Raw genomic sequence first — 24,171 nt, forward strand, 5'->3', positions numbered from 1 at the left:
TAAAAATCAGCAAAAAAGGCGCCTGCGGGCGCCTTAATTTAGATTTGGATAACATTTTTAGCCTGCTTAATATTAAGCGCACAATTTCTACATCGATTTTACGGTTATTCGCTTATACAGTGTGTTTAGTCGCAGTTTAACTTTGTAACTATCATGCTTAAACTCTCCGTATGCTTACTGACCTGTAACTCTGCGCGCCTGCTGATGGAGGTACTGCCGCCTCTGCTGAAGGTTGCCGATGAATGTATCGTCGTCGACTCCGGCAGTACCGACGAAACCGTCGCTATTTGCCAGCAGTTTGGTCTCACCGTCCATCACCATGCCTATAAAGCCCACGGCGCGCAGATGAACTATGCCATCGGGCTGGCCAGCCATGACTGGGTGCTGTGCATGGACAGCGACGAAATTCTTGATAATGACGTGGTGACGGCCATTCAGGCGCTAAAAGCGGGGGAGGAGCCTGACCCGACCTGCGCCTGGCGTCTGCCGCGCTACTGGTTTGTGCTAGGCAAACAGGTACGGACTATCTACCCCATTTCCTCACCGGATTATCCGGTGCGCCTCTTTAACCGCCAGCAGGCGCGGTTTAACGATCGGCCGGTGGATGACCAGGTGGTCGGACACGCGAGCTCCGTCAGGCTGCCGGGCTTCGTTCGCCACGATACCTTTTATTCGCTGCATGAAGTGTTTAATAAGCTGAACAGCTATACCACCCGGCTGGTGAAGTACCAGCAGATCAAACCTTCGCTGACGCGGGGGATCGTCAGCGCCATTGGCGCTTTCTTTAAGTGGTATCTGTTTAGCGGAGCGTGGCGCTATGGCAAGGTCGGCGTGGTGACCGGCCTGTACGCGACGTTTTACAGCTTTCTGAAATATTTTAAGGCGTGGTACGCCCACGAAGATAACCAGGCGCCCGTCGCGCAAAAGCGAACGGACCCCTGAGTGGTCTAGTTGCCGGGATTGTCCCAGCCCTGCCATTTGAGGCGATAGTACTGGATCAGCGCGCTCTGGCTGATGCTATCGCTGAGGATAGTGAAGAAGCGGCTGGCGTTCACAGGCTCCAGCGGGCGCTTCGGTTTGCAAGACTTCACGCCATGGAACGGATTACGCGGCTTCTGCTGTGTTTGTTGCGCGGGCGGCTGGGCGTAGTTTGGCGTCGAGTTGTCGACCTGCGGCTCGTTCAGCAGGCTGCTCGGGCGCACCAGCGTGATATCCGGCGGCAGGTTATAGACCATCTGCTGCAGCACCCGCACCGTCGTCGGATGCGGATGGCCAATGGCTATCGCCGAACCGTTGCGCCGCGCCAGGGCGATGGCGCGATTGAACTGGTTGCGGATATCGGCTTCATTCTGCGTATCGTCGAGAAACACCTTGCGCTTAATCACCTTCACGCCGGTACCCTGCGCGGCGCGCATGGCCTGGGTGTTGCCGATGGTGACGCTGTCGAGAAAATAGAGATTGTAGCGCTCCAGGGCCTGCATCACCTTCTGCATGCCAAACAGGTTGGAGGTCATCGCGCTGCCCATATGGTTATTCAGCCCGACGGCGTAAGGGACTTTGCCGTAAGCCTCGCGAATAATGCGCTCGATCTCCTCGCTGCTCATTTCGGGACGCAGGGTGTCTTTTTCCAGCGGCTGTTTGCTGAGCGGCGCCATTGGCAGGTGGATGAGCACTTCATGGCCCTGATTATGCGCTTTAGTGGCCATTTCCCGGGCGTGCGGCGCGTTCGGCAGCACGGCGACGGAGATAGTTGCCGGCAGCGCCAGCACCTGATTCTCGGTCTGCGGGCGGTAGCCAAAATCGTCAATAACGATGGAGAGTTTGCCAGCGAACGCTGGCGCCGCCAGAGCCAGCGAACCGGCTACGGCAAGAGCAATTGCGCGAAATTGAAGCAAAACTTATCTTCCCAACCACGGCTGTGGATTGACCGCCTGACCCTGGCGGCGAATTTCGAAATAGAGCGACGGACGGCCCTGACCGCCGCTGCTGCCTACGAGCGCGATAGGCTGGCCGGCACGCACCTGAGTACCAACGCTGACCAGCGCGCTTTGGTTATAGCCATACAGGCTCATGTCGCCTTTGCCATGTTCGACCACCACCACCAGACCATAGCCCTGCAGCCAGTCGGCCAGAATGACCCGACCATCGGCAATGGCTCTGACTTCGGTGCCTTCAGACGCGGCGATAACCATCCCTTTCCAACGTAGTTCACCTTGCAGCTGTTCGCCATATCGATGAAGGAGCGGACCGCGAACCGGCCAGAACGCCTGACCGCGCGGCGAGCCCAGCCCGCCGGTGCGTGACATCAGCGAACGCTCACTTTCCGTTGGTTTATAGGTGGTGCCTTTGCGCGATGCTTCCTGCTGGCGGTCGCGCACCGCCTGTGCGTCGCGTGCTTCCCGATCGGCGCGGGCTTTGGCGGCAGCTTCCGCCTGGGCGATACGACCGCGTAGGCGCGATTCGTTAGCCCGTAATTCACTTAATTGTTGCTGACCCTGCTGAATGGAAGACTCCAGGCCGGAAAGGGTCTTTTTCCGTTCGTTACGCGCCTGCTCCAGCTTCGCCTGCTGGGCCTTTTGCTCGTAGACCAGCGTTTGCTGCTGGCTCTGTTTTTCTTCGAGCATCGACTTTTGCACCGCCATCTCTTCGCGCGTTTTCTTCAACTCCGCGATAGTCTCCTGGCGGGCCTGGTTGAAATAGCTGAAATAGACCTGCATCCGCTGATTGCGCTGGCCCTCTTCACCGCTGAGCACCATCTGGATGCCGGTATGCGGCCCCTGGCGGAAAGCGGCATCGAGCTGCGCGGCGAGGTTCCGCTCCTGAGACGCGCGCTGGCGCTCCAGCTTCGCGAGAGCGGCGTTCATCTCGTCAATCTGCTTATTGAGCTGGTTCAGGCTATCCTGGGTTTCGCGCAGTTTGCGGGCCGCGGCGGCGATCGCCTCTTCCTGCGCTTTGAGCTGGGCGAGCAGGCTTGCGCGCTGCTGCTGCTGTTGCTTAATCGCCCGCTGCCTGGCGGCGATGTCGGCCTGGATGGACTTTAGCTGATCGCGATCGTCGGCATGCGCAGATGACGCGCACAGCAATACGCCAGCGCTGAGCGCGCTGGCGTAAAGGACGGATCGAACTGCCGCTGCGATCCATGTAGTTGAATACATCGCCTTTCCCCTCATGGGGAAGGATTATTCCACGATGAACAGCGGCTTGCCAGTCATCTCTTGCGGGATTTCCATTCCCATCAGCGACAGCATGGTCGGGGCGATGTCGGAAAGTTTGCCGCCGTTGACCGCTTTGACCGCTTTATTACCGACGTAGATCAGCGGAACCGGCAGATTGGTATGGGCGGTGTGCGCCTGGCCGGTGGCCGGGTCGCGCATCTGCTCGGCGTTGCCGTGGTCGGCGGTGATCAGCAGCTGGCCGCCAACGGATTCCACCGCCTGAGCCACCTGGTCGATGCAGCGATCCAGCGCTTCAACCGCTTTTACGGCTGCTTCCATCACCCCGGTATGGCCAACCATATCGCCGTTCGGGTAGTTACAGATGATGGTGTCGTATTTTCCGCCTTTGATGGCGGCGACCAGTTTCTCGGTCAGCTCGGCGGAGCTCATTTCCGGCTGCAGATCGTAGGTCGCCACTTTCGGCGAGTTAATCAGGATCCGCTCTTCGCCTTTAAACGGCTCTTCTACGCCGCCGTTGAAGAAGAAGGTGACGTGAGCGTATTTTTCAGTTTCGGAGATGCGCAGCTGGGTTTTATCGTGCTTCGCCATCCACTCGCCGAAGGTATTGGCCAGCGAGGCGGGCGGATAGGCGCAGGCGACTTTGATGTCGGCGGCGTATTCGGTGAGCATCACGAAATCGAGATTAACCACTTTCTTACGCGCAAAGCCGTCGAAGTCGGCGTTGACGAAGGCGCGGGTGATTTCACGCGCGCGGTCGGCACGGAAGTTCATGAAGATCAGCGCGTCGCCGTCTTCCATCGCGGCATCGGCCTGGCCGGCGGCGCGGATAACGGTCGCTTTCACGAATTCGTCGTTTTCGTCACGGGCGTAGGCGGCCTGCAGACCTGCGACGGCGGTATCGGCCTGGAATTCGCCTTTGGCCAGGGTCAGCAGATCATAAGCTTGTTCTACGCGATCCCAGCGGTTGTCGCGGTCCATGGCGTAATAGCGGCCGATGAGCGACGCGATGCGACCTTTGCCCAGCGCGGCAAATTTGGCTTCGAATGTCGCCAGCGTTTTTTCCGCACTGCGCGGCGGCGTATCACGGCCGTCGAGGAAGGCGTGCAGGTAGATCTTCTCAGCGCCGCGCTCTGCCGCCAGCTCCACCATCGCCATGATGTGATCTTCGTGGCTGTGGACGCCGCCTGGCGACATCAGGCCCATGATATGTACTGCTTTGCCGGCGGCAACCGCTTTATCGACCGCGGCGGTCAGTACCGGGTTGGCGAAGAAGGTGCGTTCTTTAATTTCCACATCGAGACGGGTCAGGTCCTGATAGACGATACGACCGGCGCCCAGGTTGACGTGGCCTACTTCGGAGTTCCCCATCTGACGGTCCGGCAGGCCGACTTCGAGGCCGGATGCATCGATCAGGGTATGTGGACGTTTGGCCCACAGCGCGTCCATTACCGGCGTTTTAGCGCTATAAATGGCGTTATCCTGTTGGTCTTCGCGATAGCCGTAGCCATCCAGAATCACCAGTACCATAGGTTTTTTAGAAACCGACATTGCGACAACCTCATGCTCAAAGACAGAAATTTTGCGTAATTTTACTACAGCTGAATCGTTTAAATCCCCGTGAAAGATCAAAGAAAGGGAGCGGCCGGGCCGCGCCGGGTCAGCGAGAGCGGCTTTTTTTCGCCACCGCCCGCAGAAAATACATTACATCGCGCTCACTGGCTGTAATTGCCGCAAGGCACAGGTATACTCCTTTCCTGGTTTTTTTCTCACTTAGTCGGGAGTTGTAACCCCCCATGCAAGAAATTATGCAATTCATCGGCCGTCACCCGGTCCTGAGCATCGCGTGGATCGCGCTGCTGGGTGCGGTAGTGTTCACCACCTTCAAGGGGCTGATGTCGAAAGTTAAAGTCATCACCCGTGGTGAAGCGACGCGTCTTATCAATAAAGAAGATGCGGTGGTGGTCGACCTGCGTCAGCGTGACGATTTCCGTAAAGGCCATATTGCCGGCGCTATTAACCTGCTGCCCAGCGATATCAAAGCCAATAATGTCGGCGAGTTGGAAAAACACAAATCGCAACCCATTATTGTGGTAGACGGTTCCGGCATGCAGGCGCAAGAGCCCGCCAGCGCGCTGAACAAAGCCGGGTTTGAAAAAGTCTTTGTACTGAAAGAGGGCATTGCTGGCTGGAGCGGCGAAAACCTCCCTCTGGTACGCGGCAAATAACTTACCTCGCGTGGTGATGCCGCCGCGTTTTCTCCTTCACGCCTGACGTGAAGGGAACACAGGCTGCGGCGTAAAACCCTCAGGGTAACAACAGGAGTGAAGTCATGGCCAATATTGAGATCTACACCAAAGCGACCTGCCCGTTCTGCATCCGCGCGAAAGCGCTGCTGAACAGCAAAGGCGTAACGTTCCATGAGTTGCCGATCGATGGCGATGCCGCGAAGCGTGAGGAGATGATCCAGCGCAGCGGACGGACGACGGTTCCGCAGATTTTTATTGATGCGCAGCACATTGGCGGCTGTGACGACTTGTATGCGCTTGATTCACGTGGTGGACTTGATCCCCTCTTGCGCTAATTTTTGCGCGCTTTCCCTGGCGGAAGCGCGTATTTAAGGACAACACGAAAGGGTTTTACTATGTCAGAACAAAACAGCACCGAAATGACCTTCCAGATCCAGCGTATCTATACCAAAGATATCTCTTTTGAAGCGCCGAACGCGCCGCAAGTTTTCCAGAAAGACTGGCAGCCGGAAGTTAAACTTGATCTGGATACCGCCTCCACCCAGCTGGCTGAAGGCGTTTATGAAGTGGTGCTGCGTGTGACCGTGACCGCTGCGCTGGGCGAAGAAACCGCGTTCCTCTGTGAAGTACAGCAGGGCGGTATTTTCTCCATCGACGGCATCGAAGGCACCCAGATGGCGCACTGCCTCGGCGCATACTGCCCGAACATTCTGTTCCCGTACGCGCGCGAGTGCATCACCAGCCTGGTTTCCCGCGGTACCTTCCCGCAACTTAACCTTGCGCCAGTGAACTTCGACGCGCTGTTCATGAACTATCTGCAGCAGCAGGCTGGCGAAGGTGCTGAACAACATCAGGATGCCTGATGAACGCACTTAATGCTGCAATGACTGTGATCGGTGCCGGCTCTTACGGCACCGCTCTTGCCATCACCCTGGCAAGAAATGGCCACCACGTTGTGCTGTGGGGCCATGACCCGAAACATATCGCGACGCTGCAACACGATCGCTGCAACGCCGCGTTCCTTCCCGATGTGCCTTTCCCGGATACGCTGCATCTTGAGAGCGACCTGGCCACCGCGCTGGCCGCCAGCCGCGACATCCTTGTCGTGGTGCCGAGCCATGTATTCGGTCAGGTGTTACGCCAGATTAAACCGTTGATGCGTTCCGACGCGCGGCTGGTGTGGGCCACCAAAGGCCTGGAGGCCGAAACCGGCCGTCTGCTGCAGGACGTGGCGCGTGAAGCGCTGGGCGATGATATTCCGCTGGCGGTGATCTCGGGGCCAACCTTCGCCAAAGGGCTGGCCGCCGGCCTGCCGACGGCGATTTCGCTGGCGGCCACGGATCCGCAGTTTGCGGAGGACCTTCAGCGCCTACTGCACTGCGGCAAAAGCTTCCGCGTCTACATCAACCCGGACTTTATCGGCGTGCAGCTCGGCGGCGCGGTGAAAAACGTCATTGCCATCGGGGCAGGTATGTCGGACGGCATCGGCTTCGGCGCCAATGCGCGTACGGCGCTGATTACCCGTGGGCTGGTGGAAATGTCCCGCCTCGGCGCGGCGCTGGGCGCCGATCCGGAAACCTTTATGGGCATGGCCGGCCTCGGTGACCTGGTGCTCACCTGCACCGACAACCAGTCCCGTAACCGTCGCTTCGGCATGATGCTCGGCCAGGGTATGGACGTGCAGAGCGCCCAGGACAAGATTGGCCAGGTGGTTGAAGGCTACCGCAATACCAAGGAAGTTCGCGTTCTGGCACAGCGTTTAGGTGTCGAAATGCCAATAACCGAGGAAATTTATCAGGTATTGTATTGCGGAAAAATTGCGCGCGAGGCAGCATTGACCTTATTGGGTCGCGCCCGCAAGGACGAGCGCAGCAGCAATTAGCTTTCCTTTGTCACCTGAATGACCCTGCCAGCGCAGAACTGGCAGGTCATTACTATATCGCCTGGAGTATGCAATGCCGTGTGAAGAACTGGATATCGTCTGGAATAATATTAAAGCCGAAGCCCGGGCTTTGGCTGACTGTGAGCCGATGCTCGCCAGTTTTTACCACGCAACGCTACTCAAGCATGAAAATCTCGGCAGCGCGCTGAGCTATATGCTGGCCAACAAGCTGGCTTCCCCGATTATGCCGGCGATCGCCATTCGCGAAGTGGTGGAAGAGGCCTACGCCGCCGATCCGGAAATGATCGCCTCCGCCGCCTGCGATATTCAGGCGGTGCGCACGCGCGACCCGGCGGTGGATAAATACTCCACGCCGTTGCTCTATCTGAAGGGTTTCCATGCCCTGCAGGCCTATCGTATCGGCCACTGGCTGTGGACTCAGGGGCGACGCGCGCTGGCGATTTTCCTGCAAAATCAGGTCTCCGTCTCTTTCCAGGTGGATATCCACCCGGCGGCGAAAATCGGCCGCGGGATCATGCTCGACCATGCCACCGGCATTGTGGTCGGCGAAACGGCGGTGATTGAAGATGATGTCTCTATTCTGCAGTCGGTCACCCTCGGCGGGACCGGTAAAACCAGCGGCGACCGTCATCCGAAAATTCGCGAAGGCGTAATGATTGGCGCCGGGGCGAAGATCCTCGGCAATATTGAAGTCGGGCGTGGCGCGAAGATTGGCGCCGGTTCGGTGGTATTGCAGCCGGTTCCGCCGCACACCACCGCGGCGGGCGTACCGGCGCGTATCGTCGGCAAGCCGGAGAGCGACAAGCCGGCGATGGATATGGATCAGCATTTCAACGGCATCCACCACACCTTCGAGTACGGCGACGGGATTTGATGTATTGCCATTTGCCGCTGCTAAGCACAGAAATGTAGCCCGGATAAGGCGCAACGCGCCGTAATCCGGGAACCGCTCAGGTTAGCTGCGCAAGACCGCGCCAGGATACCCCAGCTGGCGCCAGGCTTCATACACCACCACCGACACCGCGTTTGACAGGTTCATACTGCGGCTGTCCGGCATCATCGGAATACGGATTTTCTGCTCCGGCGGCAGGGCATCGAGGATGCGGGCCGGCAGACCGCGGGTTTCCGGGCCAAACATCAAGAAATCGCCGTCCTGATAGCTCACTGCGCTGTGCGCAGGCGTGCCTTTGGTGGTCAGGGCGAACAGACGCTGCGGCTGCGCGCTGGCGACAAACGCCGCGTAATCCGCATGGCGCTGCACGGCAGTGAACTCGTGATAGTCCAGTCCGGCGCGTCTCAGGCGTTTATCGTCCCAGGTGAAGCCCATCGGCTCAATGATATGCAGACTGAAGCCCGTGTTGGCGCACAGGCGGATAATATTCCCGGTGTTCGGCGGGATCTCTGGTTCGAATAACACGATGTTCAGCATACTGCCCCCTTAATTGCGGGGGGCAGAATAGCAGATATTTGGCGAACCCTCACCCTGAGGGAGAGGGGCGGCGTAAGGGAAAACGTGGAGAATTACGCGGCGTTATTCTGCTTCAGTGCATCGAAGGTCTGCAGCGCTTCCGCGTTCTGCACCAGCGAATCACGGCTGATTTCACGGATGCTTTTCGCCCCGGTGAGGGTCATCGCCACTTTCATCTCTTTCTCGATGAGGTTCAGCAGATTCGCCACGCCCTGCTTACCGTGGGTCGCCAGGGCGTACAGGTAAGCGCGGCCCAGTAGCACGCTGTCGGCGCCCAGGGCGATCATCCGCACCACGTCGAGCCCGTTGCGGATGCCGCTGTCTGCGAGAATAGTGATGTCGCCTTTCACCGCGTCGGCAATTGCCGGCAGGGCGCGGGCCGAGGAGAGCACGCCATCGAGCTGGCGGCCGCCGTGGTTGGAGACGACAATGCCGTCAGCGCCGAAGCGCACCGCGTCGCGGGCGTCCTCCGGATCGAGGATCCCTTTGATCACCATCGGACCGTCCCAGAAATCGCGGATCCACTCCAGGTCTTTCCATGAAATCGACGGATCGAAGTTATTCGCCAGCCAGCCAATGTAATCCTCAAGCCCGGTCGGTTTGCCGAGATAGGCGGAGATATTGCCCAGATCGTGCGGGCGACCGTTAAGGCCGACGTCCCACGCCCACTGCGGATGGGTGACGGCCTGCCAGTAGCGGCGCAGGGCGGCGTTCGGGCCGCTCATGCCTGAATGGGCGTCGCGGTAGCGGGCGCCGGGAGTCGGCATATCGACGGTAAAGACCAGCGTCGAGCAGCCGGCGGCTTTGGCGCGCTCCAGCGCATTGCGCATAAAGCCGCGGTCGCGCAGGACATACAGCTGGAACCACATCGGGCGCTTGATGGTCGGGGCGACCTCTTCGATCGGGCAGACGGAAACGGTAGAGAGGGTGAACGGAATGCCTTTGTCGTCCGCCGCGCCGGCGGCCTGCACTTCGCCGCGGCGGGCGTACATCCCGCACAGCCCGACCGGCGCCAACGCCGTCGGCATCGCCAGCTTCTCGTTGAATAACGTCGTTTCCAGACTCAGGTCCGACATATTGCGCAAAATACGCTGGCGCAAGGCTACATCGGAAAGGTCCTCGACGTTGCGGCGCAGGGTATGTTCGGCGTAGGCGCCGCCGTCAATATAGTGGAACAGAAACGGCGGCAGGATACGCTGTGCGGCGGCGCGATAGTCGCTGGCGGCGGAAATAATCATCACGAGTTCTCCCTGGAATTTTCATTGTGGTCACCGGGCAGGCGGGTAATTCGCGCCTGGCGGGCCTGGTCTTCATCAAAACGTTTGATGGTGGCGTGGACAAAGCCTAAGTGGCCCATCATCGCCTGGCGCGCCGCCTCGGCGTCGCCGGCGACAATCGCCTCCATGACGGCCTGGTGCTGTTCGGTCAGGCGGGCAAACACCGGCGGCACCTGATACATGCGCTGGCGGCTCTGCTTAACGGAGGAGTGCAGCAGGTCGAAAAAGCCGCGCATGGTTTGCAGGAGCACCACGTTATGCGAGGCTTCGGCGATCGCCAGGTGAAAGCGGACATCCGCCTGCGAGGCGATATCCGGGTCTTCACTCTGGGTCGCTTCAAAGCACAGACGAATTTTTTCTTTATCGGCGTCGGTGGCGCGCATCGCCGCGTGCCACGCGGTGCTGGCTTCGATGGCGTGGCGGGCTTCGAGGATATCGAAGCTGTAGTCCGGGTCATCGGCCAGCAGCGTCTTCAGCGGCTGGACGATGTTTTGCTCTGACCACGGCTCATGCTGAAAGCGGACGAAGGTGCCGCCGCCGCGACGGCTCAACAGCACCCCTTCATTGACCAGCATCGCCAGCGCTTCGCGCAGGGAATTGCGTGAGACGCCGAGCTGGGCGGCGAGCTGGCGCTCGGCGGGCAGTCGCATGCCCGCCTCCAGCTGTTGTTCTTCAATCAGCGTCCGGACGCGACGCGCCACGTCGTCGGCCAGGCGTTTAGGCATCACTATCACGGGATCATCCAGGTTAAAACGTAGGCCTGCAGCGTGGTGATCAGCCCCACCATGCAGGTGAAGATCAGGCTATGTTTGACGGTAAAGCGGAACAGATCCGACTCTTTGCCCACCAGGCCTACCGCGGCGCAGGCGATGGCGATCGACTGCGGGGAAATCATCTTGCCGGTAACGCCGCCGGTGGTATTAGCCGCGACCAGCAGGATATCGGAGACGCCAATCTGCTGCGCCGCCGTTGCCTGCAGCGCGGCGAACAGGGCGTTAGACGAGGTGTCCGAACCGGTCAGGAATACCCCCAGCCAGCCAAGGAACGGCGAGAAGAAGGTAAACGCGTGGCCGGTATGGGCCAGCGCCAGGGCCAGGGTCGACGACAGCCCGGAATAGTTAGAGATAAAGGCGAACGCCAGCACCATGCCGATAGAGTAGATCGGCAGCGCCAGATCCTTCAGCGTCCCGGCGAAGGTGGTCAGCGCATCTTTCGGCTTCATGCGCAGCCAGACGATGGACAGCAGGGCGGCGAACAGAATGGCGGTGCCGGTTGCCGACAGCCAGTCGAATTTATATACCGCGGCGTAGGGCGTTGCGGCGCTAACCACCGGCGGCATACGGGCAACCATTTTGTCGAGGAATGGTACCGAAATATTGATAACGAAGTCATACATCGCGCCGCCAGGAGCGAACAGCGCTTTGAATGGCGGCACGCTCCACAGGGTCACGGTGGCGGTCAGGAACAGGAACGGCGACCAGGCGCGGATCACTTGTCCCGCCGTGTAGCGTGTGCGGGCCAGCGTCATATCCACCTGCGAGGCGCCGAGATCGCCGAAGCGGAAGATGCGTACCGGCTGCCAGCGTTTGAGGAACAGGGTCAGACAGACCAGGGAAACCAGCGACGAGATGATATCCGGCAGCTCCGGGCCAAGGAAGTTAGAGCTGAGGTACTGGGCAATAGCGAACGAACCGCCTGCGACTATCACCGCCGGCCAGGTCTCTTTAATGCCGCGCCAGCCGTCCATAATCGCCATGATCCAGAACAGCACGATAATGGTCAGGAACGGCAGCTGGCGGCCCACCATCTGGCCGATGGCGAAGCTATCGATACCGGTCACCTGGCCGGCGACCAGAATCGGGATGCCCATCGCGCCGAAGGCCACCGGCGCGGTGTTGACGATCAGGCACAGGCCAGCCGCATACAGCGGGTTAAACCCGAGACCAACCAGCAGCGCGGCGGTAATCGCGACCGGTGCGCCGAAACCCGCCGCTCCTTCGAGAAAGGCGCCGAACGAGAAGCCGACGATCAGCATCTGCAGGCGCTGGTCCGGCGTAATCGACAGAATCGATGAGCGGATGATGTCGAACTGTCCGGTCTTCACCGAGATTTTATAGACGAAGACCGCGGCGATAATAATCCACGCGATAGGCCACAGGCCGTAGAAGAAGCCGTAGACCACCGAGGCTAAGGCGCGGTCCACCGGCATTTTATAGAACAGTAAGGCAACGACCAGCGCGATTGCGACGGTCCAGGTGGCAGCGATGTAGCCTTTCAGTTTGAGCTTAATCAGCGCAAAAAAGAAAAACAGAATCGGTAGCGATGCGATAAGACTGGATAGCCAGATATTACCGGCGGGATCGTAGTTTTGTTGCCAGAGATTCATGCAGGGTCTCCATCGGGCCGCCAGGAGAGGAGGGCTGAGTCTGCGCTCATTGCCGATCCCACCGAAGGTAAAATTGGCCCGGCCAATTAAGGGTATCAGGGTTGATGACAACGAATGGTTAATCAGATGTTGCTCACAAGCAACGGGTTTGTGATGGGTTTTGACGGATTTGTGAACTGCCAGGGGGTGGATGAAATTATTGGTTGGACCAATCGACCCGGCTGAAGGTAAAAATGTGGGGGGAGTGAAGACAGAATAGCCCTCTCCGTACGGAGAGGGCTGGGGATCAAAATTCGCTGCGGGCGAAACCGGTCATCTCTTTCAGACCCATTTCCCGGCCCAGGGCGGTCATCGGATGGACAACCACCAGGCCGCGAACGCTTTTCTTCAGCTTGCCCATATCTGCCTGCTCTTTTTTGGTAATCGCGCGGCGGAACGGCAGGCTCATCAGTTTCTGCGCCTCTTTGCTCAGCTTCTGGCTCTGGACGGAACGCAGACGTTCAATCTCCGTTTCCAGAGTGGCTTTTTCTTTTTCCAGTTCAGCATATTTATCGGCGGCTTCCACCAGCGACAGCTCGGCCTGCTGGTGGCGGATGGCGTCGAGACGATCGCTCAGACGCTTGATTTCATTCTTTTCGACTTCTTTCATGGTGATTTGATCTGTTAATAAAGGGGCTTCATTCGCCTATAGTATGTGCCGTGACCGCTATTGTTGATAGCTATTTATCAAAAATTCGCCGTTTGTCGCCCGCGGAATGCAATATCATTTATCGCTAATAATTTGAATTTTATTAATATTCCGCCTAATACCCGTTCTAATTTCAATTCTGTGAAGCCTGTCGGCAGATAAGCACGTTTTCCTTAACCCACGCCGGTGAATTGGCTAATGCTTAATCAGATTATTCCCAAAAGGAGGACGTGATGGCAAAGATCGGCGACGGCGTACCACGTTTAATCGACAAAGCGGTTGATTTTATGGCTTCCAGTCAGGCGTTTATGGAGTATTTGAAAAAGTCTCCGCGTCTGCAGCATGTACCGCGAGACATTCCTCAGGATAAGGAAGCGTTGTTCCTGCAGCGTCTGGAATATTATCGTCAGCTTTACCGGCCGACCTGCGACCAGACGGAACCGGAATCAGAGCGTTGATTTCTGAAAGGCTTTTTTTAAGCTGATTCGTGAAATCAGCTCAGTCAGGGACAGCACCATCGTTGAGCGCACCATCTGCTGGTAACGCAGTTTCTGCATTGCCAGCAGTTCGGCATCGCTGTCATCAAATTGCGGCGTTGGCGGCAGGGCGGCGACGCAGTGCAGCTCGCCGAACGGACCGATAATTTCGTCGTCGGTAAAGCTGTACTCATTGCCGTCGTGGTTAAGCTCTTCGCGCAGGGCCATCAGCAGCTCGGCGTCTTCATATTCGGCACGACTTATCACCCCAAGGCCATAAATCAGCTTCAGGCGTACAGAGAGATCGCCGAGCGGCCCGCTGCCCTCCAGCAAGGGCTCGACGGCGTATTTCACCGCGTAGTCGTCTTTACGGAACACCTGAAGCACCAGAATATTGACCGCTTCCGTTAACAGCTCGACGGTGGCGATCAGGAAGCTTCGTACGGTTTTGCCAGCATTCAGACGCTCAAGCACACGGTTTTCAAATGCTTGTGTTTCTTCCATCATTGCCTGCATATCTGACAGGAGTCGTAATGGGCGCGACGTCGGCCGCGCCAGGTTGTGCATCATTTTTCCGCGTTGTAGTCGTTAACGGCCTCCGCGACGACATCACTTGCGGCATCCAGGCCGGAAATCTGCGCCAGCGCGGCCTGCGGCCCCTTGTCGGCGATCAGTGCCGCCAGCTCCTGCGCCTGCGGATCGTCTTCGCTACGGAAATGCATCGCCGCCGCAATCCCTTTCACCAGGTTGCGGTGCGGCAGCCCGTATTCCAGTGTACCCAGCAGCGGCTTAATTAAACGGTCGCCAGCGCTCAGTTTGCGCAGCGGCTGACGGCCAACGCGCTCAACATCGTCTTTCAGGTACGGGTTCTCGAAACGGCCAAGTATTTTCTGGATATAAGCCGCGTGCTTCTGCGGGTCAAAGGCGTAACGTTTGATCAGCACCGCGCCGCTCTCTTCCATCGCGCCCTGCACGACGGCACGAATTTTCTCGTCGAGGATCGCGTCGCGAATCGTCTGATGGCCCGCCAGTTTTCCGAGGTAGGCGGTTATAGCATGCCCGGTGTTCAAGGTGAAGAGCTTGCGTTCGACAAATGCCATCAGGTTATCAGTTAATTCCATCCCCGGGATAGTCGGCAGCGCGCCCTTGAACTGAGTCTTATCGACAATCCATTCGCTAAAGGTTTCCACGGTGACTTCCAGCGGGTCATGAGTGGCGGAAGCCGATGGCGGCACAATACGGTCAACGGCAGAGTCGACAAAGCCGATATGCGCTTCCACCCACGCTTTATCTTCTTCCGCCAGCGCGTTAAACACGTGGCCTTTTAACTGCGTGGTGCCGCGCACCATATTTTCGCAGGCGATGATGTTCAGCGGGCGTTCGGTGCCCTGCGCTTTGCGCTGCGCCAGCCCTTTGGCGATCGCTGGCGCGATGCGCTCGAGCACGACGGGACCGACGGCGGTGGTGACCAGATCCACCTCAGCGATCAGGTCCACAACCTCATCGCCGATGCTGCTGACGGCATTGACGCCGGAGACGGTGTCCACCTGCTCATTCTCACCGACGACGTGAACCTGATAGCTATGACGGGCATTCAGGGCATCAAGTACGGTCTGATTGACATCGGCAAACGTCAGTTCGATGCCCGCGTCGGCCAGCAATTTACCGATAAAGCCACGTCCGATATTACCTGCGCCAAAATGTAATGCTTTCATAGTATTAACCTTCAATTAATGTTTTCACCTGAGAGGGCTGGGGTGAGGCCTTTCCCCTCACCCCAACCCTCTCCCAAAGGAGAGGGTTGGATAGCGCTGATTATTTATTTAACAGTGCCAGAACTTCGTCGACGCTGGTGGTTTTCGCCAGGCGCTCAATCACGGTTTCGTCATCCAGGGCGTTAGTCAGACTGGTGATAACCTGAATGTGCTCGTTATTACGAGCGGCGATGCCGATGACCAGACGCGCGACTTCATCTTCTTCTTCACCGAAGCGCACGCCTTCCGGGTACTGGCAGAAGACGACGCCGGTTTTCAGCACGCGGTCCTTCGCTTCGATGGTGCCGTGCGGTACCGCAATGGACTCGCCGAGATAGGTCGAGGTCAGTTTTTCGCGGTCCAGCATCGCCTGCACATATTCCGGCTCAACGTAACCGCCTTTCACCAGCTGCTCACCGGCGAAGCGAATCGCTTCTTCTTTGGTGGCTGCTTTGCGACCGAGGAAGATGTTATCCGCGCCCAGCTGGAACAGGTTGTTGTTAGTATCGTCAAAGCTGTCTTTCAGGCTATCGGTGACTTTGACTTCGTTGTCGATGTGGCGCTGGGCCGCGACCAGGCGCTCGGTCAGGCTGGTGTACAGACCGCTGTCGAGGAAGTTGGTCAGCGAAATATGCTGCGCCTGCGGCACCTGGCGCATGGCGCGCTCGGTAAGGTCGCGGTGGGTGATGACCAGGTCAACATCCGGCGGCAGGTTATTGATTGCGCTGTTGGTGACCGAGATGTTGCTCAGCCCGGCATCCTGCACTTTCTTGCGCAGTACCCCGGCGCCCATAGCGCTGGAACCCATCCCGGCGTCGCAGGCGACGATGATTTTACGCACATGGCTCAGGTCGTTGGTGACATTACCGGCCGCCAGCGGGCTGGCGCCTTTGGATTCCGCTTTCATGTCATGCATACGACGCGTTGCGGCTTCGATATCGTCTTCTTCTTTAACTTTGCTGGTCTTGAGCAGAACCGCAGAGACCACGAAGGAGACCGCCATCGCTGCGATAATCGCGGCGATGTTAGCGAAGTAGGCGCCTTTCGGCGTCATCGCCAGCACCGCCAGGATAGAGCCTGGGGAAGCCGGAGAGACCAGACCGCCATTGAGGATGGTCAGGGTGAAGACACCGGTCATCCCGCCGAGGATAACGGCCAGGATCAGACGTGGGTTCATCAGCACGTACGGGAAGTAGATTTCATGGATACCCCCCAGGAAGTGGATGATAGCCGCCCCGCCTGCTGACTGTTTTGCGCTGCCGCGACCAAAGAACATGTACGCCAGCAGAACGCCCATCCCTGGACCCGGGTTAGCTTCAATCAGGAAGAAGATGGATTTACCCAGCTCGTGGGACTGCTGAATACCCAGCGGCGAGAAGATACCGTGGTTGATGGCGTTGTTAAGGAACAGGATTTTTGCCGGTTCGACGAAGATAGACGCCAGCGGCAGCATGTCGTGCGCCACCATAAAGTTAACGCCAGCCGCCAGAATTTTCGACAGAACTTCGACCGCCGGGCCAATGCCGAGGAAGGCCAGAATGGCGAGGATCATCCCGATGATGCCGGCGGAGAAGTTATTCACCAGCATTTCAAAACCGGATTTGATCTTACCGTCTACCCAGTTATCGAACTTCTTGATGCAGTAGCCGCCCAGCGGGCCGGCAATCATTGAGCCGAGGAACATCGGCATATCCGCGCCGACGATAACGCCCATGGTGGTGATCGCCCCGACCACGCCACCACGTTCGCCGCCGACTAATTTACCGCCGGTGTAACCGATCAGCAGCGGCAGCAGGTAGGTGATCATCGGACCGACCAGCTTCGCCAGCGTTTCGTTTGGCAACCACCCTGTCGGAATGAAAAGCGCGGTGATGATACCCCACGCGATAAACGCGCCGATATTCGGCATCACCATATTGCTGAGGAAACGACCAAAGCTTTGCACTTTGATCTTGATATCGGATGACATAAAACACCCCTTCTTCTGTTTTGCGTAGCGCGCAGGCTTAAAGCCCGAGGTTTGTTGTTAATGTGGCGGCAGAGGTAGCCGGGCCCTGATTGATAGTGCGAAATCTGGCACTGAATCGTTTAGCTGTCCAGCCAGCGCCCTTTTATGTGATTTGGATCACATGAATATAGGGGGCTAAGAGGGTTTTTTAGTGATGATGATCACAAAATTACTGTGTAAAAAAACAACACAGCGCCTTTTTAGCCGCTGATCTGCCTTTTTGTGTGATATTTGTCACATTTTTGTTTCGTGTTTTTGTTGTTTGTTTGTGATTTTGATCACAAAGAATTTCGCGAGGGGTTTACGCCGCTGTGATCTCGGCCCGGTTTTGCGGCCAGGGCGAGATGGCTCTGTAACTAAGCAACCTTAACTGCCGAATAACTTTTTTACGCCGGATGGCAAAAATGAAAGGCGTGAATTATGCTCAAAATAGCGGCCCGAATGTCAGTGGGTCGTGAATAAAATTCATATAAATTATTAGCGTAAAGCCGAGGGAATTATGTTTCTCAATTATTTTGCGCTGGGCGTTCTGATCTTCGTTTTTCTGGTCATTTTTTATGGGATTATCATTATTCACGATATTCCTTATTTGATCGCCAAAAAACGCAACCACCCTCATTCCGATGCTATTCATGTCGCCGGATGGGTCAGTCTTTTTACTCTCCACGTCATCTGGCCGTTTTTATGGATTTGGGCCACGTTGTACCAGCCTGAGCGCGGCTGGGGCATGCAGCATAAGGCGAATACGGCCCCTGACGAACCTGAAAAAGAGACCGATATACAACAGCTTCGCCAACGACTGAGCGACCTTGAACACCAGGTGGCGGCCATCCAGCGGCCGCAGTCCACCTCTGCGGCGGAGAAATAATCTATGGATCTGTTGATAATTTTGACCTACGTGGCCATCGCCTGGTCGATATTTAAAATCTTCAAAATACCGGTAAATAAATGGACGGTACCTACCGCGGCGCTGGGGGGCGTATTTATTGTTAGCGCGCTTATTTTATTAATGAACTATAACCACCCTTACACCTTTCTGGCGCAAAAGGCGGTGATATCTATTCCTATTACGCCGCAGGTTACCGGAGTGGTTAACAGCGTCACCGACAAAGCGAATCAGCGCGTCAAAAAGGGTGAGGTGCTTTTTACTATTGACCCGGCGCGCTATCAGGCGCGGGTCGACCGTCTGCAGGCCGACCTGGTGACGGCGCTGCACAGTATTAACACCCTCAAGGCGCAGCTCTCTGAAGCCCAGGCCAACACCACCCGCGTGTCGGCGGAACGCGATCGCTTATACAAGGACTATCAGCGCTACCTGAAAGGGAGCCAGGCGCGGGTGAACCCGTTCTCGGAAAGCGACATCGATAACGCCAGGCAGAATTACCTTGCCCAGGACGCGCTGGTCAAGGCGTCGGTGGCGGAGCAGGCGCAGATCCAGAGCCAGCTGGACAGCATGATCAACGGCGAGCAGTCGCAAGTGGCCAGCCTGCGCGCCCAGCTGGCGGAGGCGAAATATAATCTCGATCAGACCACCGTGCGGGCGCCAAGCGATGGGTATATCACCCAGGTGCTGATCCATCCGGGGACCTATGCCGCCTCGCTGCCGCTGCGTCCGGTGATGGTGTTTATCCCCGAGCAAAAACGGCTGATCGTCGCCCAGTTTCGGCAAAATTCCCTGTTAAGGCTGGAGAAAGGCGACGACGCGGAAGCGGTGTTTAACGCCCTGCCCGGGCAGGTGTTCCACGGCAAACTGGTGAGTATTTTACCGGTGGTGCCGGGAGGAAGTTATCAGGCGCAAGGGGCGTTACAGTCGCTGACCGTGACGCCGGGCAGCGATGGCGTGCTGGCGACCATCGAGCTCGACCCCAATGCCGAAATTGATGCGCTGCCTGATGGTATCTACGCGCAGGTGGCGGTCTACTCCGACCATTTCGCCCACGTCTCGGTGATGCGTAAAGTGCTGCTGCGGATGACCAGCTGGATGCACTACCTCTATCTCGATCATTAATGCGATCGGCGGCAGGTTGAGCGGGACGCTCACCTGCCTTTTGTCCTGCCCTGAGCCATACTCATATCTTTGTTGGCGATAATTTGTTGGCGATAAGGAGCAGGTTATGAAACTGATCGGCAGCTACACCAGTCCCTTTGTGCGCAAAATCTCCGTGATCCTGCTGGAAAAGCGCATCCCTTTTGAGTTTGTCAACGAATCCCCCTACAGCGAAAGCAACGGTGTGGCGCGCTATAACCCGCTGGGCAAAGTGCCGGCGCTGGTGACAGATGACGGCGAATGCTGGTTTGATTCTCCGGTTATCGCGCAGTATCTCGAGCTGCTGGGCGTGGCGCCGCCGATGATCCCCGCCGACCCCAGAGCCGCTCTCAGGATGCGCCAGCTTGAGGCGCTGGCAGATGGGGTGATGGAGGCCGCCCAGGCGCTGGTGCGCGAAAAAGCTCGCCCTGCGGCCCAACAGTCAGAGCAAGAGCTGCTCCGCCAGCGGGAGAAAGTGGCGCGCGGCCTCGACAGGCTGGAAGCCTGCGCGGCGGACGGAACGCTACGCGGTGACGAGGTCAATCTGGCGACCATCTCTACGGCCTGCGCCATTGCCTACCTGAACTTTCGCCGGGTGGCGCCGGGCTGGTGCGCCACCCGGCCGCAGTTGGTGAAGTTGGTGGATGCGCTGTTCCAGCGCGCCAGCTTTGCGCGCACCGAACCGCCGCGGACTTGACCCATGCAGGTAACAGTTTGCGCAAGGAGGCGTTACAATCGCCGCTGATTGTTGACTCCCTCTCCCGTCGGGAGGGGGGAAAATAACTTACCGCCAGGCCCATTCATGACTACCGAAATTCGTGCGCTTTATACCCGGCTTCCGGCCATTGACCGCTTACTACGCGACCCCGCTTTTTCTCCCCTGCTGGCGCAGCACGGCCATTCGCAGGTGGTGGCGCAGCTGCGCCAGATGCTCGATGAGGCGCGGGAACAGATTAGCCAACGGCAGACGCTCCCTGACTGGAGCCATGACTGGCAGCACGCCTGTGAGCAGCGGCTCACCGCCGGCCAGCGGAGCGCCCTGCGTCCGGTGTTTAATCTCACCGGTACGGTATTGCATACCAATCTGGGGCGCGCCATCCAGGCGGAGTCGGCCGTGGAGGCGGTCGCCAGCGCGATGCGCGCGCCGGTGACGCTCGAATATGATCTCGACGACGCCGGGCGCGGCCATCGCGATCGCGCCATTGCCGATCTGCTGTGCCAGATCACCGGCGCGGAAGACGCCTGTATCGTGAACAACAACGCGGCGGCCGTTCTGCTGATGCTGGCGGCCACCGCCAGCGGTCGCGAAGTGGTGGTCTCTCGCGGCGAACTGGTGGAGATCGGCGGGGCATTTCGCATCCCCGACGTGATGCGCCAGGCGGGTTGCCAGCTGCACGAAGTGGGTACCACCAACCGCACCCATGCCAAAGATTATCGCCAGGCGGTGAATGACAATACCGCGCTGCTGATGAAGGTCCACACCAGCAACTACAGTATTGAGGGCTTTACCAAAGCCGTCGACGAAGCGGAGCTGGCGGCCATTGGCCGCGAACTGGATGTTCCGGTGGTAGCCGACCTGGGCAGCGGGTCGCTGGTGGATCTCAGTCAGTATGGCCTGCCAAAGGAGCCGATGCCGCAGGAGATGATCGCCGCCGGGGTGAGCCTGGTCAGTTTCTCCGGCGACAAGCTGCTCGGTGGCCCGCAGGCCGGGGTTATCGTCGGCAAACGCGCGCTGATTGCCCAGCTACAAAGCCATCCGCTGAAGCGGGCCCTGCGCGCCGATAAAATGACCCTCGCGGCGCTGGAGGCTACGCTGCGCCTCTATCAGCACCCGGAGGCGCTGAGGGAGAAATTGCCGACGCTGCGCCTGCTCACCCGTCCGGCGGAGGAGATCCGCCGGCTGGCTGAACGCCTGCAGCCTGACCTGGCGGCACACTATGCTGATTTTGCCGTCAGCGTGGCAGCCTGCCAGTCGCAGATTGGCAGCGGCTCGTTACCCGTCGACCGCCTGCCCAGCGCGGCGTTGACCTTTACCCCGCATGACGGCCGCGGTAGCCGGCTGGAGGCGCTGGCGGCCCGCTGGCGCGCGCTGCCGTGTCCGGTGATTGGCCGCATATATGACGGTCGGCTCTGGCTGGACCTGCGCTGTCTGGAAGATGAAACCCGCTTTATGGAGATGTTGTTACGATGATTATTGCCACCGCTGGACATGTTGACCACGGCAAAACGACGCTGCTGCAGGCGATAACCGGCGTGAATGCCGATCGTTTGCCGGAAGAGAAAGCGCGGGGAATGACGATCGATCTCGGCTATGCCTACTGGCCGCAGCCGGACGGGCGGGTGCTGGGATTTATTGACGTTCCCGGGCACGAAAAGTTTTTGTCCAACATGCTGGCAGGGGTGGGCGGTATTGACCATGCGCTGCTGGTGGTGGCCTGCGATGACGGGGTGATGGCGCAAACCCGCGAACACCTGGCGATCCTGCAGCTGACCGGAAAGCCGACGCTGACCGTGGCGCTGACCAAAACGGACCGCGTGGCGGCCGCCAGGGTGGCGGAGGTTCAGGCAGAGGTCGAGCAGACCCTGGGCGAGCTGGGCTTTGACGCCGTCGCTTTCTTTCCCACCGCGGCGGCGGAAAACATCGGTATTGCGGAACTGCGCAGCCATCTGCTGCAGCTTGCGGAGCGCCCCCGCCCGCAGCAGCAGCGGTTTCGCCTGGCGCTGGATCGCGCTTTTACCGTCAAAGGCGCGGGGCTGGTGGTCACCGGGACGGCGCTCTCCGGCGAAGTACGGGTCGGGGATACCCTGTGGCTTACCGGCGTCAACACGCCGATGCGCGTCCGCGGCCTGCATGCCCAGAATCAAGCGGTTGAGCAGGCGCACGCCGGGCAGCGCATTGCGCTGAATATTGTCGGCGATGCGCAAAAAGAGGCAGTGCACCGCGGCGACTGGCTGCTCTCCTCACCACCGCCGGAGCCAGCAGAACGGGTGATTGTCGAGCTGCAGTGCCATACGCCGCTCAGCCAGTGGCAGCCGCTGCATATTCACCATGCTGCCAGCCACATTACCGGCCGGGTGTCGCTTCTTGAGGGCAACCTGGCGGAGCTGGTGCTGGATACTCCGCTGTGGCTGGCGGATAACGACCGGCTGGTGCTCCGCGATATCTCCGCTCGCTTGACGCTGGCGGGCGCACGGGTGGTGACGCTGGATCCTCCGCGTCGCGGCAAACGTAAACCGGAATATCTGCAGTGGCTGCACGCCCTGGCGGCGGTCGGCGCTGACGATGCGCAGGCGCTGGAGCTGCATCTGCAGCGGGATGCCGTCCGGCTTGAGCGCTTCGCCTGGGCGCGGCAGCTCAGCGAAGCCGGGATGGCGGCCCTGATCCAGCGACCGGACTATCTGCAGGCCGGACAGCGCCTGCTTAGCGCGCCGCTTGCCGCCCGCTGGCAGCGAAAATTGCTGGATGCCCTTGCGCGCTACCATGAGCAGCATCGAGACGAGCCGGGCCCTGGCCGGGAGCGCCTGCGCCGCATCGCGCTGCCGATGGAAGATGAAGCGCTGGTGCTGCTGCTGATTGAGCAGATGCGCGAGAGCGGCTTAGTCCACAGCCATCACGGCTGGCTGCATTTGCCGGAGCATAAAGCCGGGTTTACCGACGAGCAGCAGGCGGTCTGGCAGAAGGTGGAGACTCTGTTCGGCGACGATCCGTGGTGGGTGCGCGATCTTGCGCGCGAAGTCCATGTTGAAGAGTCCCTGATGCGCGCGGTGCTGCGCCAGGCGGCGCAGCAGGGGATGATTACCGCGATCGTCAAGGATCGTTACTACCGCAACGATCGCATTGTGCAGTTCGCCCAGCGGGTGCGCGAGCTGGATCGGCTGCGCGGTTCAACCTGCGCGGCGGATTTCCGCGATACCTTAAACGTCGGGCGGAAGCTGGCGATCCAGATCCTGGAGTATTTCGATCGGATTGGCTTCACCCGCCGTCGCGGCAACGATCATATCCTGCGCGATAAGGCATTGTTCCGGTAATCATTAACGTCGGCTCCCCGGCGGACTTCGTGCCGGGGAGCTGGCGAAAAGAACTTGTTAAAACCACTACGTGAGACCGCCGAAGCAATTTCGCGTGAGCTGGGTTTCACGGTGCGTGAAGCGTCAGGCAAATGACCACATCCTGCCGGCCATCTGACAAAAAACAGCGCTGATTCCATTCAGGATCAAAGCGCGGGCAGGGGATATTCTGGCACCCTGCGGTTTTATCCCCAGGGAGCAGAGGATGAACCAGTTTCTTATTGCCAATGCCCAGCGGTGCATCGGCTGTCGTACCTGCGAAGTGGCCTGCGCGGTGGCGCACCAGCAGGCGCAGGATGTCGCCGCCCTGTCGACGAACCATTTCGCGCCGCGTATCCGGGTGGTGAAAAGCGGTGACATATCGACGGCGATGGCCTGTCGGCAGTGCGAGGATGCGCCCTGCGCCAGCGTTTGCCCACAGGGGGCGATTCAGCGCGACAATGACGTCTGGTGGGTCGACCAGCGGCGCTGCATCGGCTGCAAAAGCTGCATGGTGGCCTGCCCGTACGGCGCGATGACCGTTATGGTAATGAACCAGCAGGCGCAGGCGCTGAAATGCGATCTATGCCATCACCGCGCCGAAGGACCGGCCTGCGTGGCCGCCTGCCCGACGCAGGCGCTGCGGGTGATGGTTCCCGCGGAGCTGGAAGCGCTATGCGCGCAAAAACGCCAGCGGCTGGCGCTGGCGTGAATGG

The 24,171-nt window shown here is 58.9% G+C and carries 24 protein-coding genes and 1 pseudogene; 14 read left to right on the top strand and 11 right to left on the bottom strand.

The window, feature by feature from the left end:
- Nucleotides 1-153 precede the first annotated feature (153 nt).
- Nucleotides 154-942, top strand: a complete 789-nt coding sequence (locus HMPREF3140_RS16140; protein ID WP_002922460.1) for a glycosyltransferase family 2 protein — start codon at nt 154-156, stop codon at nt 940-942.
- 5 nt (nt 943-947) lie between these two features.
- Here HMPREF3140_RS16140 and HMPREF3140_RS16145 read toward each other — a convergent pair whose 3' ends face one another.
- The 3 genes from HMPREF3140_RS16145 to gpmM are packed head-to-tail and all read right to left on the bottom strand — an operon-like array spanning nt 948 to nt 4,724.
- The gene (locus HMPREF3140_RS16145) at nt 948-1,895 is read right to left on the bottom strand and encodes a divergent polysaccharide deacetylase family protein (RefSeq protein WP_002922459.1); all 948 of its coding nucleotides are present in this window, start codon (nt 1,893-1,895) and stop codon (nt 948-950) included.
- A gap of 3 nt (nt 1,896-1,898) precedes the next feature.
- Nucleotides 1,899-3,170, bottom strand: a complete 1,272-nt coding sequence (gene envC, locus HMPREF3140_RS16150; RefSeq protein WP_002922458.1) for a murein hydrolase activator EnvC — start codon at nt 3,168-3,170, stop codon at nt 1,899-1,901.
- 9 nt (nt 3,171-3,179) lie between these two features.
- Nucleotides 3,180-4,724: a 2,3-bisphosphoglycerate-independent phosphoglycerate mutase gene (gpmM, locus tag HMPREF3140_RS16155; RefSeq protein ID WP_004152046.1), complete on the bottom strand. Its 1,545-nt coding sequence runs from the start codon at nt 4,722-4,724 to the stop codon at nt 3,180-3,182.
- A 245-nt stretch (nt 4,725-4,969) separates the two neighbouring features.
- Here gpmM and HMPREF3140_RS16160 point away from each other — a divergent pair, with 245 nt between their 5' ends.
- The 5 genes from HMPREF3140_RS16160 to cysE all read left to right on the top strand — a co-directional run bounded on the left by HMPREF3140_RS16160 (nt 4,970) and on the right by cysE (nt 8,199).
- On the top strand, nt 4,970-5,401 hold the full coding sequence (locus HMPREF3140_RS16160) for a rhodanese-like domain-containing protein (RefSeq protein ID WP_002922436.1): 432 nt from the start codon (nt 4,970-4,972) through the stop codon (nt 5,399-5,401).
- Between the two features lie 104 nt (nt 5,402-5,505).
- Nucleotides 5,506-5,757: a glutaredoxin 3 gene (gene grxC / locus HMPREF3140_RS16165; protein ID WP_002922429.1), complete on the top strand. Its 252-nt coding sequence runs from the start codon at nt 5,506-5,508 to the stop codon at nt 5,755-5,757.
- Between the two features lie 60 nt (nt 5,758-5,817).
- On the top strand, nt 5,818-6,285 hold the full coding sequence (gene secB / locus HMPREF3140_RS16170) for a protein-export chaperone SecB (protein WP_002922428.1): 468 nt from the start codon (nt 5,818-5,820) through the stop codon (nt 6,283-6,285).
- A complete protein-coding gene (gene gpsA / locus HMPREF3140_RS16175; protein ID WP_070553040.1) occupies nt 6,285-7,304 on the top strand; it encodes an NAD(P)H-dependent glycerol-3-phosphate dehydrogenase in 1,020 nt (339 codons plus the stop codon). Before secB ends, gpsA begins: the two co-directional genes overlap by 1 nt.
- A 73-nt stretch (nt 7,305-7,377) precedes the next feature.
- On the top strand, nt 7,378-8,199 hold the full coding sequence (gene cysE / locus HMPREF3140_RS16180; protein ID WP_002922426.1) for a serine O-acetyltransferase: 822 nt from the start codon (nt 7,378-7,380) through the stop codon (nt 8,197-8,199).
- Nucleotides 8,200-8,280: 81 nt separating this feature from the next.
- Here cysE and trmL read toward each other — a convergent pair whose 3' ends face one another.
- The 5 genes from trmL to HMPREF3140_RS16205 all read right to left on the bottom strand — a co-directional run bounded on the left by trmL (nt 8,281) and on the right by HMPREF3140_RS16205 (nt 13,105).
- Complete coding sequence (gene trmL / locus HMPREF3140_RS16185; protein WP_032412572.1) at nt 8,281-8,754, bottom strand: tRNA (uridine(34)/cytosine(34)/5-carboxymethylaminomethyluridine(34)-2'-O)-methyltransferase TrmL; 474 nt, start codon at nt 8,752-8,754, stop codon at nt 8,281-8,283.
- A 92-nt stretch (nt 8,755-8,846) separates the two neighbouring features.
- Complete coding sequence (lldD, locus tag HMPREF3140_RS16190; protein ID WP_002922420.1) at nt 8,847-10,031, bottom strand: FMN-dependent L-lactate dehydrogenase LldD; 1,185 nt, start codon at nt 10,029-10,031, stop codon at nt 8,847-8,849.
- Nucleotides 10,031-10,804, bottom strand: coding sequence for a transcriptional regulator LldR (gene lldR / locus HMPREF3140_RS16195; protein WP_023313739.1), 774 nt, complete (start codon nt 10,802-10,804; stop codon nt 10,031-10,033). Before lldR ends, lldD begins: the two co-directional genes overlap by 1 nt.
- The gene (gene lldP / locus HMPREF3140_RS16200; protein WP_002922413.1) at nt 10,801-12,456 is read right to left on the bottom strand and encodes an L-lactate permease; all 1,656 of its coding nucleotides are present in this window, start codon (nt 12,454-12,456) and stop codon (nt 10,801-10,803) included. The genes lldR and lldP overlap by 4 nt, the downstream gene beginning before the upstream one ends.
- A gap of 286 nt (nt 12,457-12,742) precedes the next feature.
- On the bottom strand, nt 12,743-13,105 hold the full coding sequence (locus tag HMPREF3140_RS16205; RefSeq protein WP_002922410.1) for a YibL family ribosome-associated protein: 363 nt from the start codon (nt 13,103-13,105) through the stop codon (nt 12,743-12,745).
- Between the two features lie 272 nt (nt 13,106-13,377).
- Here HMPREF3140_RS16205 and HMPREF3140_RS16210 point away from each other — a divergent pair, with 272 nt between their 5' ends.
- On the top strand, nt 13,378-13,602 hold the full coding sequence (locus tag HMPREF3140_RS16210; protein WP_002922402.1) for a hypothetical protein: 225 nt from the start codon (nt 13,378-13,380) through the stop codon (nt 13,600-13,602).
- Here the strand turns inward: HMPREF3140_RS16210 and mtlR are convergent.
- The 3 genes from mtlR to mtlA all read right to left on the bottom strand — a co-directional run bounded on the left by mtlR (nt 13,591) and on the right by mtlA (nt 17,343).
- Entirely contained in the window at nt 13,591-14,187 is a 597-nt protein-coding gene (gene mtlR / locus HMPREF3140_RS16215; protein WP_002922401.1) for a mannitol operon repressor MtlR, read from the bottom strand. The genes HMPREF3140_RS16210 and mtlR overlap by 12 nt on opposite strands.
- Complete coding sequence (mtlD, locus tag HMPREF3140_RS16220) at nt 14,187-15,335, bottom strand: mannitol-1-phosphate 5-dehydrogenase (RefSeq protein ID WP_004145239.1); 1,149 nt, start codon at nt 15,333-15,335, stop codon at nt 14,187-14,189. The genes mtlR and mtlD overlap by 1 nt, the downstream gene beginning before the upstream one ends.
- Before the next feature lie 100 nt (nt 15,336-15,435).
- The gene (gene mtlA / locus HMPREF3140_RS16225; RefSeq protein WP_002922397.1) at nt 15,436-17,343 is read right to left on the bottom strand and encodes a PTS mannitol transporter subunit IICBA; all 1,908 of its coding nucleotides are present in this window, start codon (nt 17,341-17,343) and stop codon (nt 15,436-15,438) included.
- Nucleotides 17,344-17,881: 538 nt separating this feature from the next.
- On the opposite strand from mtlA, the gene HMPREF3140_RS16230 reads away from it, so the two are divergent.
- The 7 genes and pseudogenes from HMPREF3140_RS16230 to HMPREF3140_RS16255 all read left to right on the top strand — a co-directional run bounded on the left by HMPREF3140_RS16230 (nt 17,882) and on the right by HMPREF3140_RS16255 (nt 24,167).
- Nucleotides 17,882-18,250, top strand: coding sequence for a DUF3302 domain-containing protein (locus tag HMPREF3140_RS16230; RefSeq protein ID WP_004152044.1), 369 nt, complete (start codon nt 17,882-17,884; stop codon nt 18,248-18,250).
- Nucleotides 18,251-18,253: 3 nt separating this feature from the next.
- Complete coding sequence (locus tag HMPREF3140_RS16235; RefSeq protein WP_032412569.1) at nt 18,254-19,390, top strand: HlyD family secretion protein; 1,137 nt, start codon at nt 18,254-18,256, stop codon at nt 19,388-19,390.
- Nucleotides 19,391-19,496: 106 nt separating this feature from the next.
- Complete coding sequence (locus HMPREF3140_RS16240; protein ID WP_004152043.1) at nt 19,497-20,105, top strand: glutathione S-transferase; 609 nt, start codon at nt 19,497-19,499, stop codon at nt 20,103-20,105.
- A 105-nt stretch (nt 20,106-20,210) separates the two neighbouring features.
- A complete protein-coding gene (gene selA, locus HMPREF3140_RS16245) occupies nt 20,211-21,599 on the top strand; it encodes an L-seryl-tRNA(Sec) selenium transferase (RefSeq protein WP_023286944.1) in 1,389 nt (462 codons plus the stop codon).
- Nucleotides 21,596-23,437, top strand: coding sequence for a selenocysteine-specific translation elongation factor (selB, locus tag HMPREF3140_RS16250; RefSeq protein ID WP_023286943.1), 1,842 nt, complete (start codon nt 21,596-21,598; stop codon nt 23,435-23,437). The genes selA and selB overlap by 4 nt, the downstream gene beginning before the upstream one ends.
- Before the next feature lie 42 nt (nt 23,438-23,479).
- Nucleotides 23,480-23,572: pseudogene (locus HMPREF3140_RS27510) on the top strand (IclR family transcriptional regulator); the annotation flags it as partial.
- A 109-nt stretch (nt 23,573-23,681) separates the two neighbouring features.
- The gene (locus HMPREF3140_RS16255; protein WP_032412566.1) at nt 23,682-24,167 is read left to right on the top strand and encodes a 4Fe-4S dicluster domain-containing protein; all 486 of its coding nucleotides are present in this window, start codon (nt 23,682-23,684) and stop codon (nt 24,165-24,167) included.
- Nucleotides 24,168-24,171 lie beyond the last annotated feature (4 nt).

Origin of the sequence: Klebsiella sp. HMSC16A12, from assembly GCF_001808265.1 — a bacterium.
Taxonomy (GTDB): Bacteria; Pseudomonadota; Gammaproteobacteria; order Enterobacterales; family Enterobacteriaceae; genus Klebsiella; species Klebsiella pneumoniae.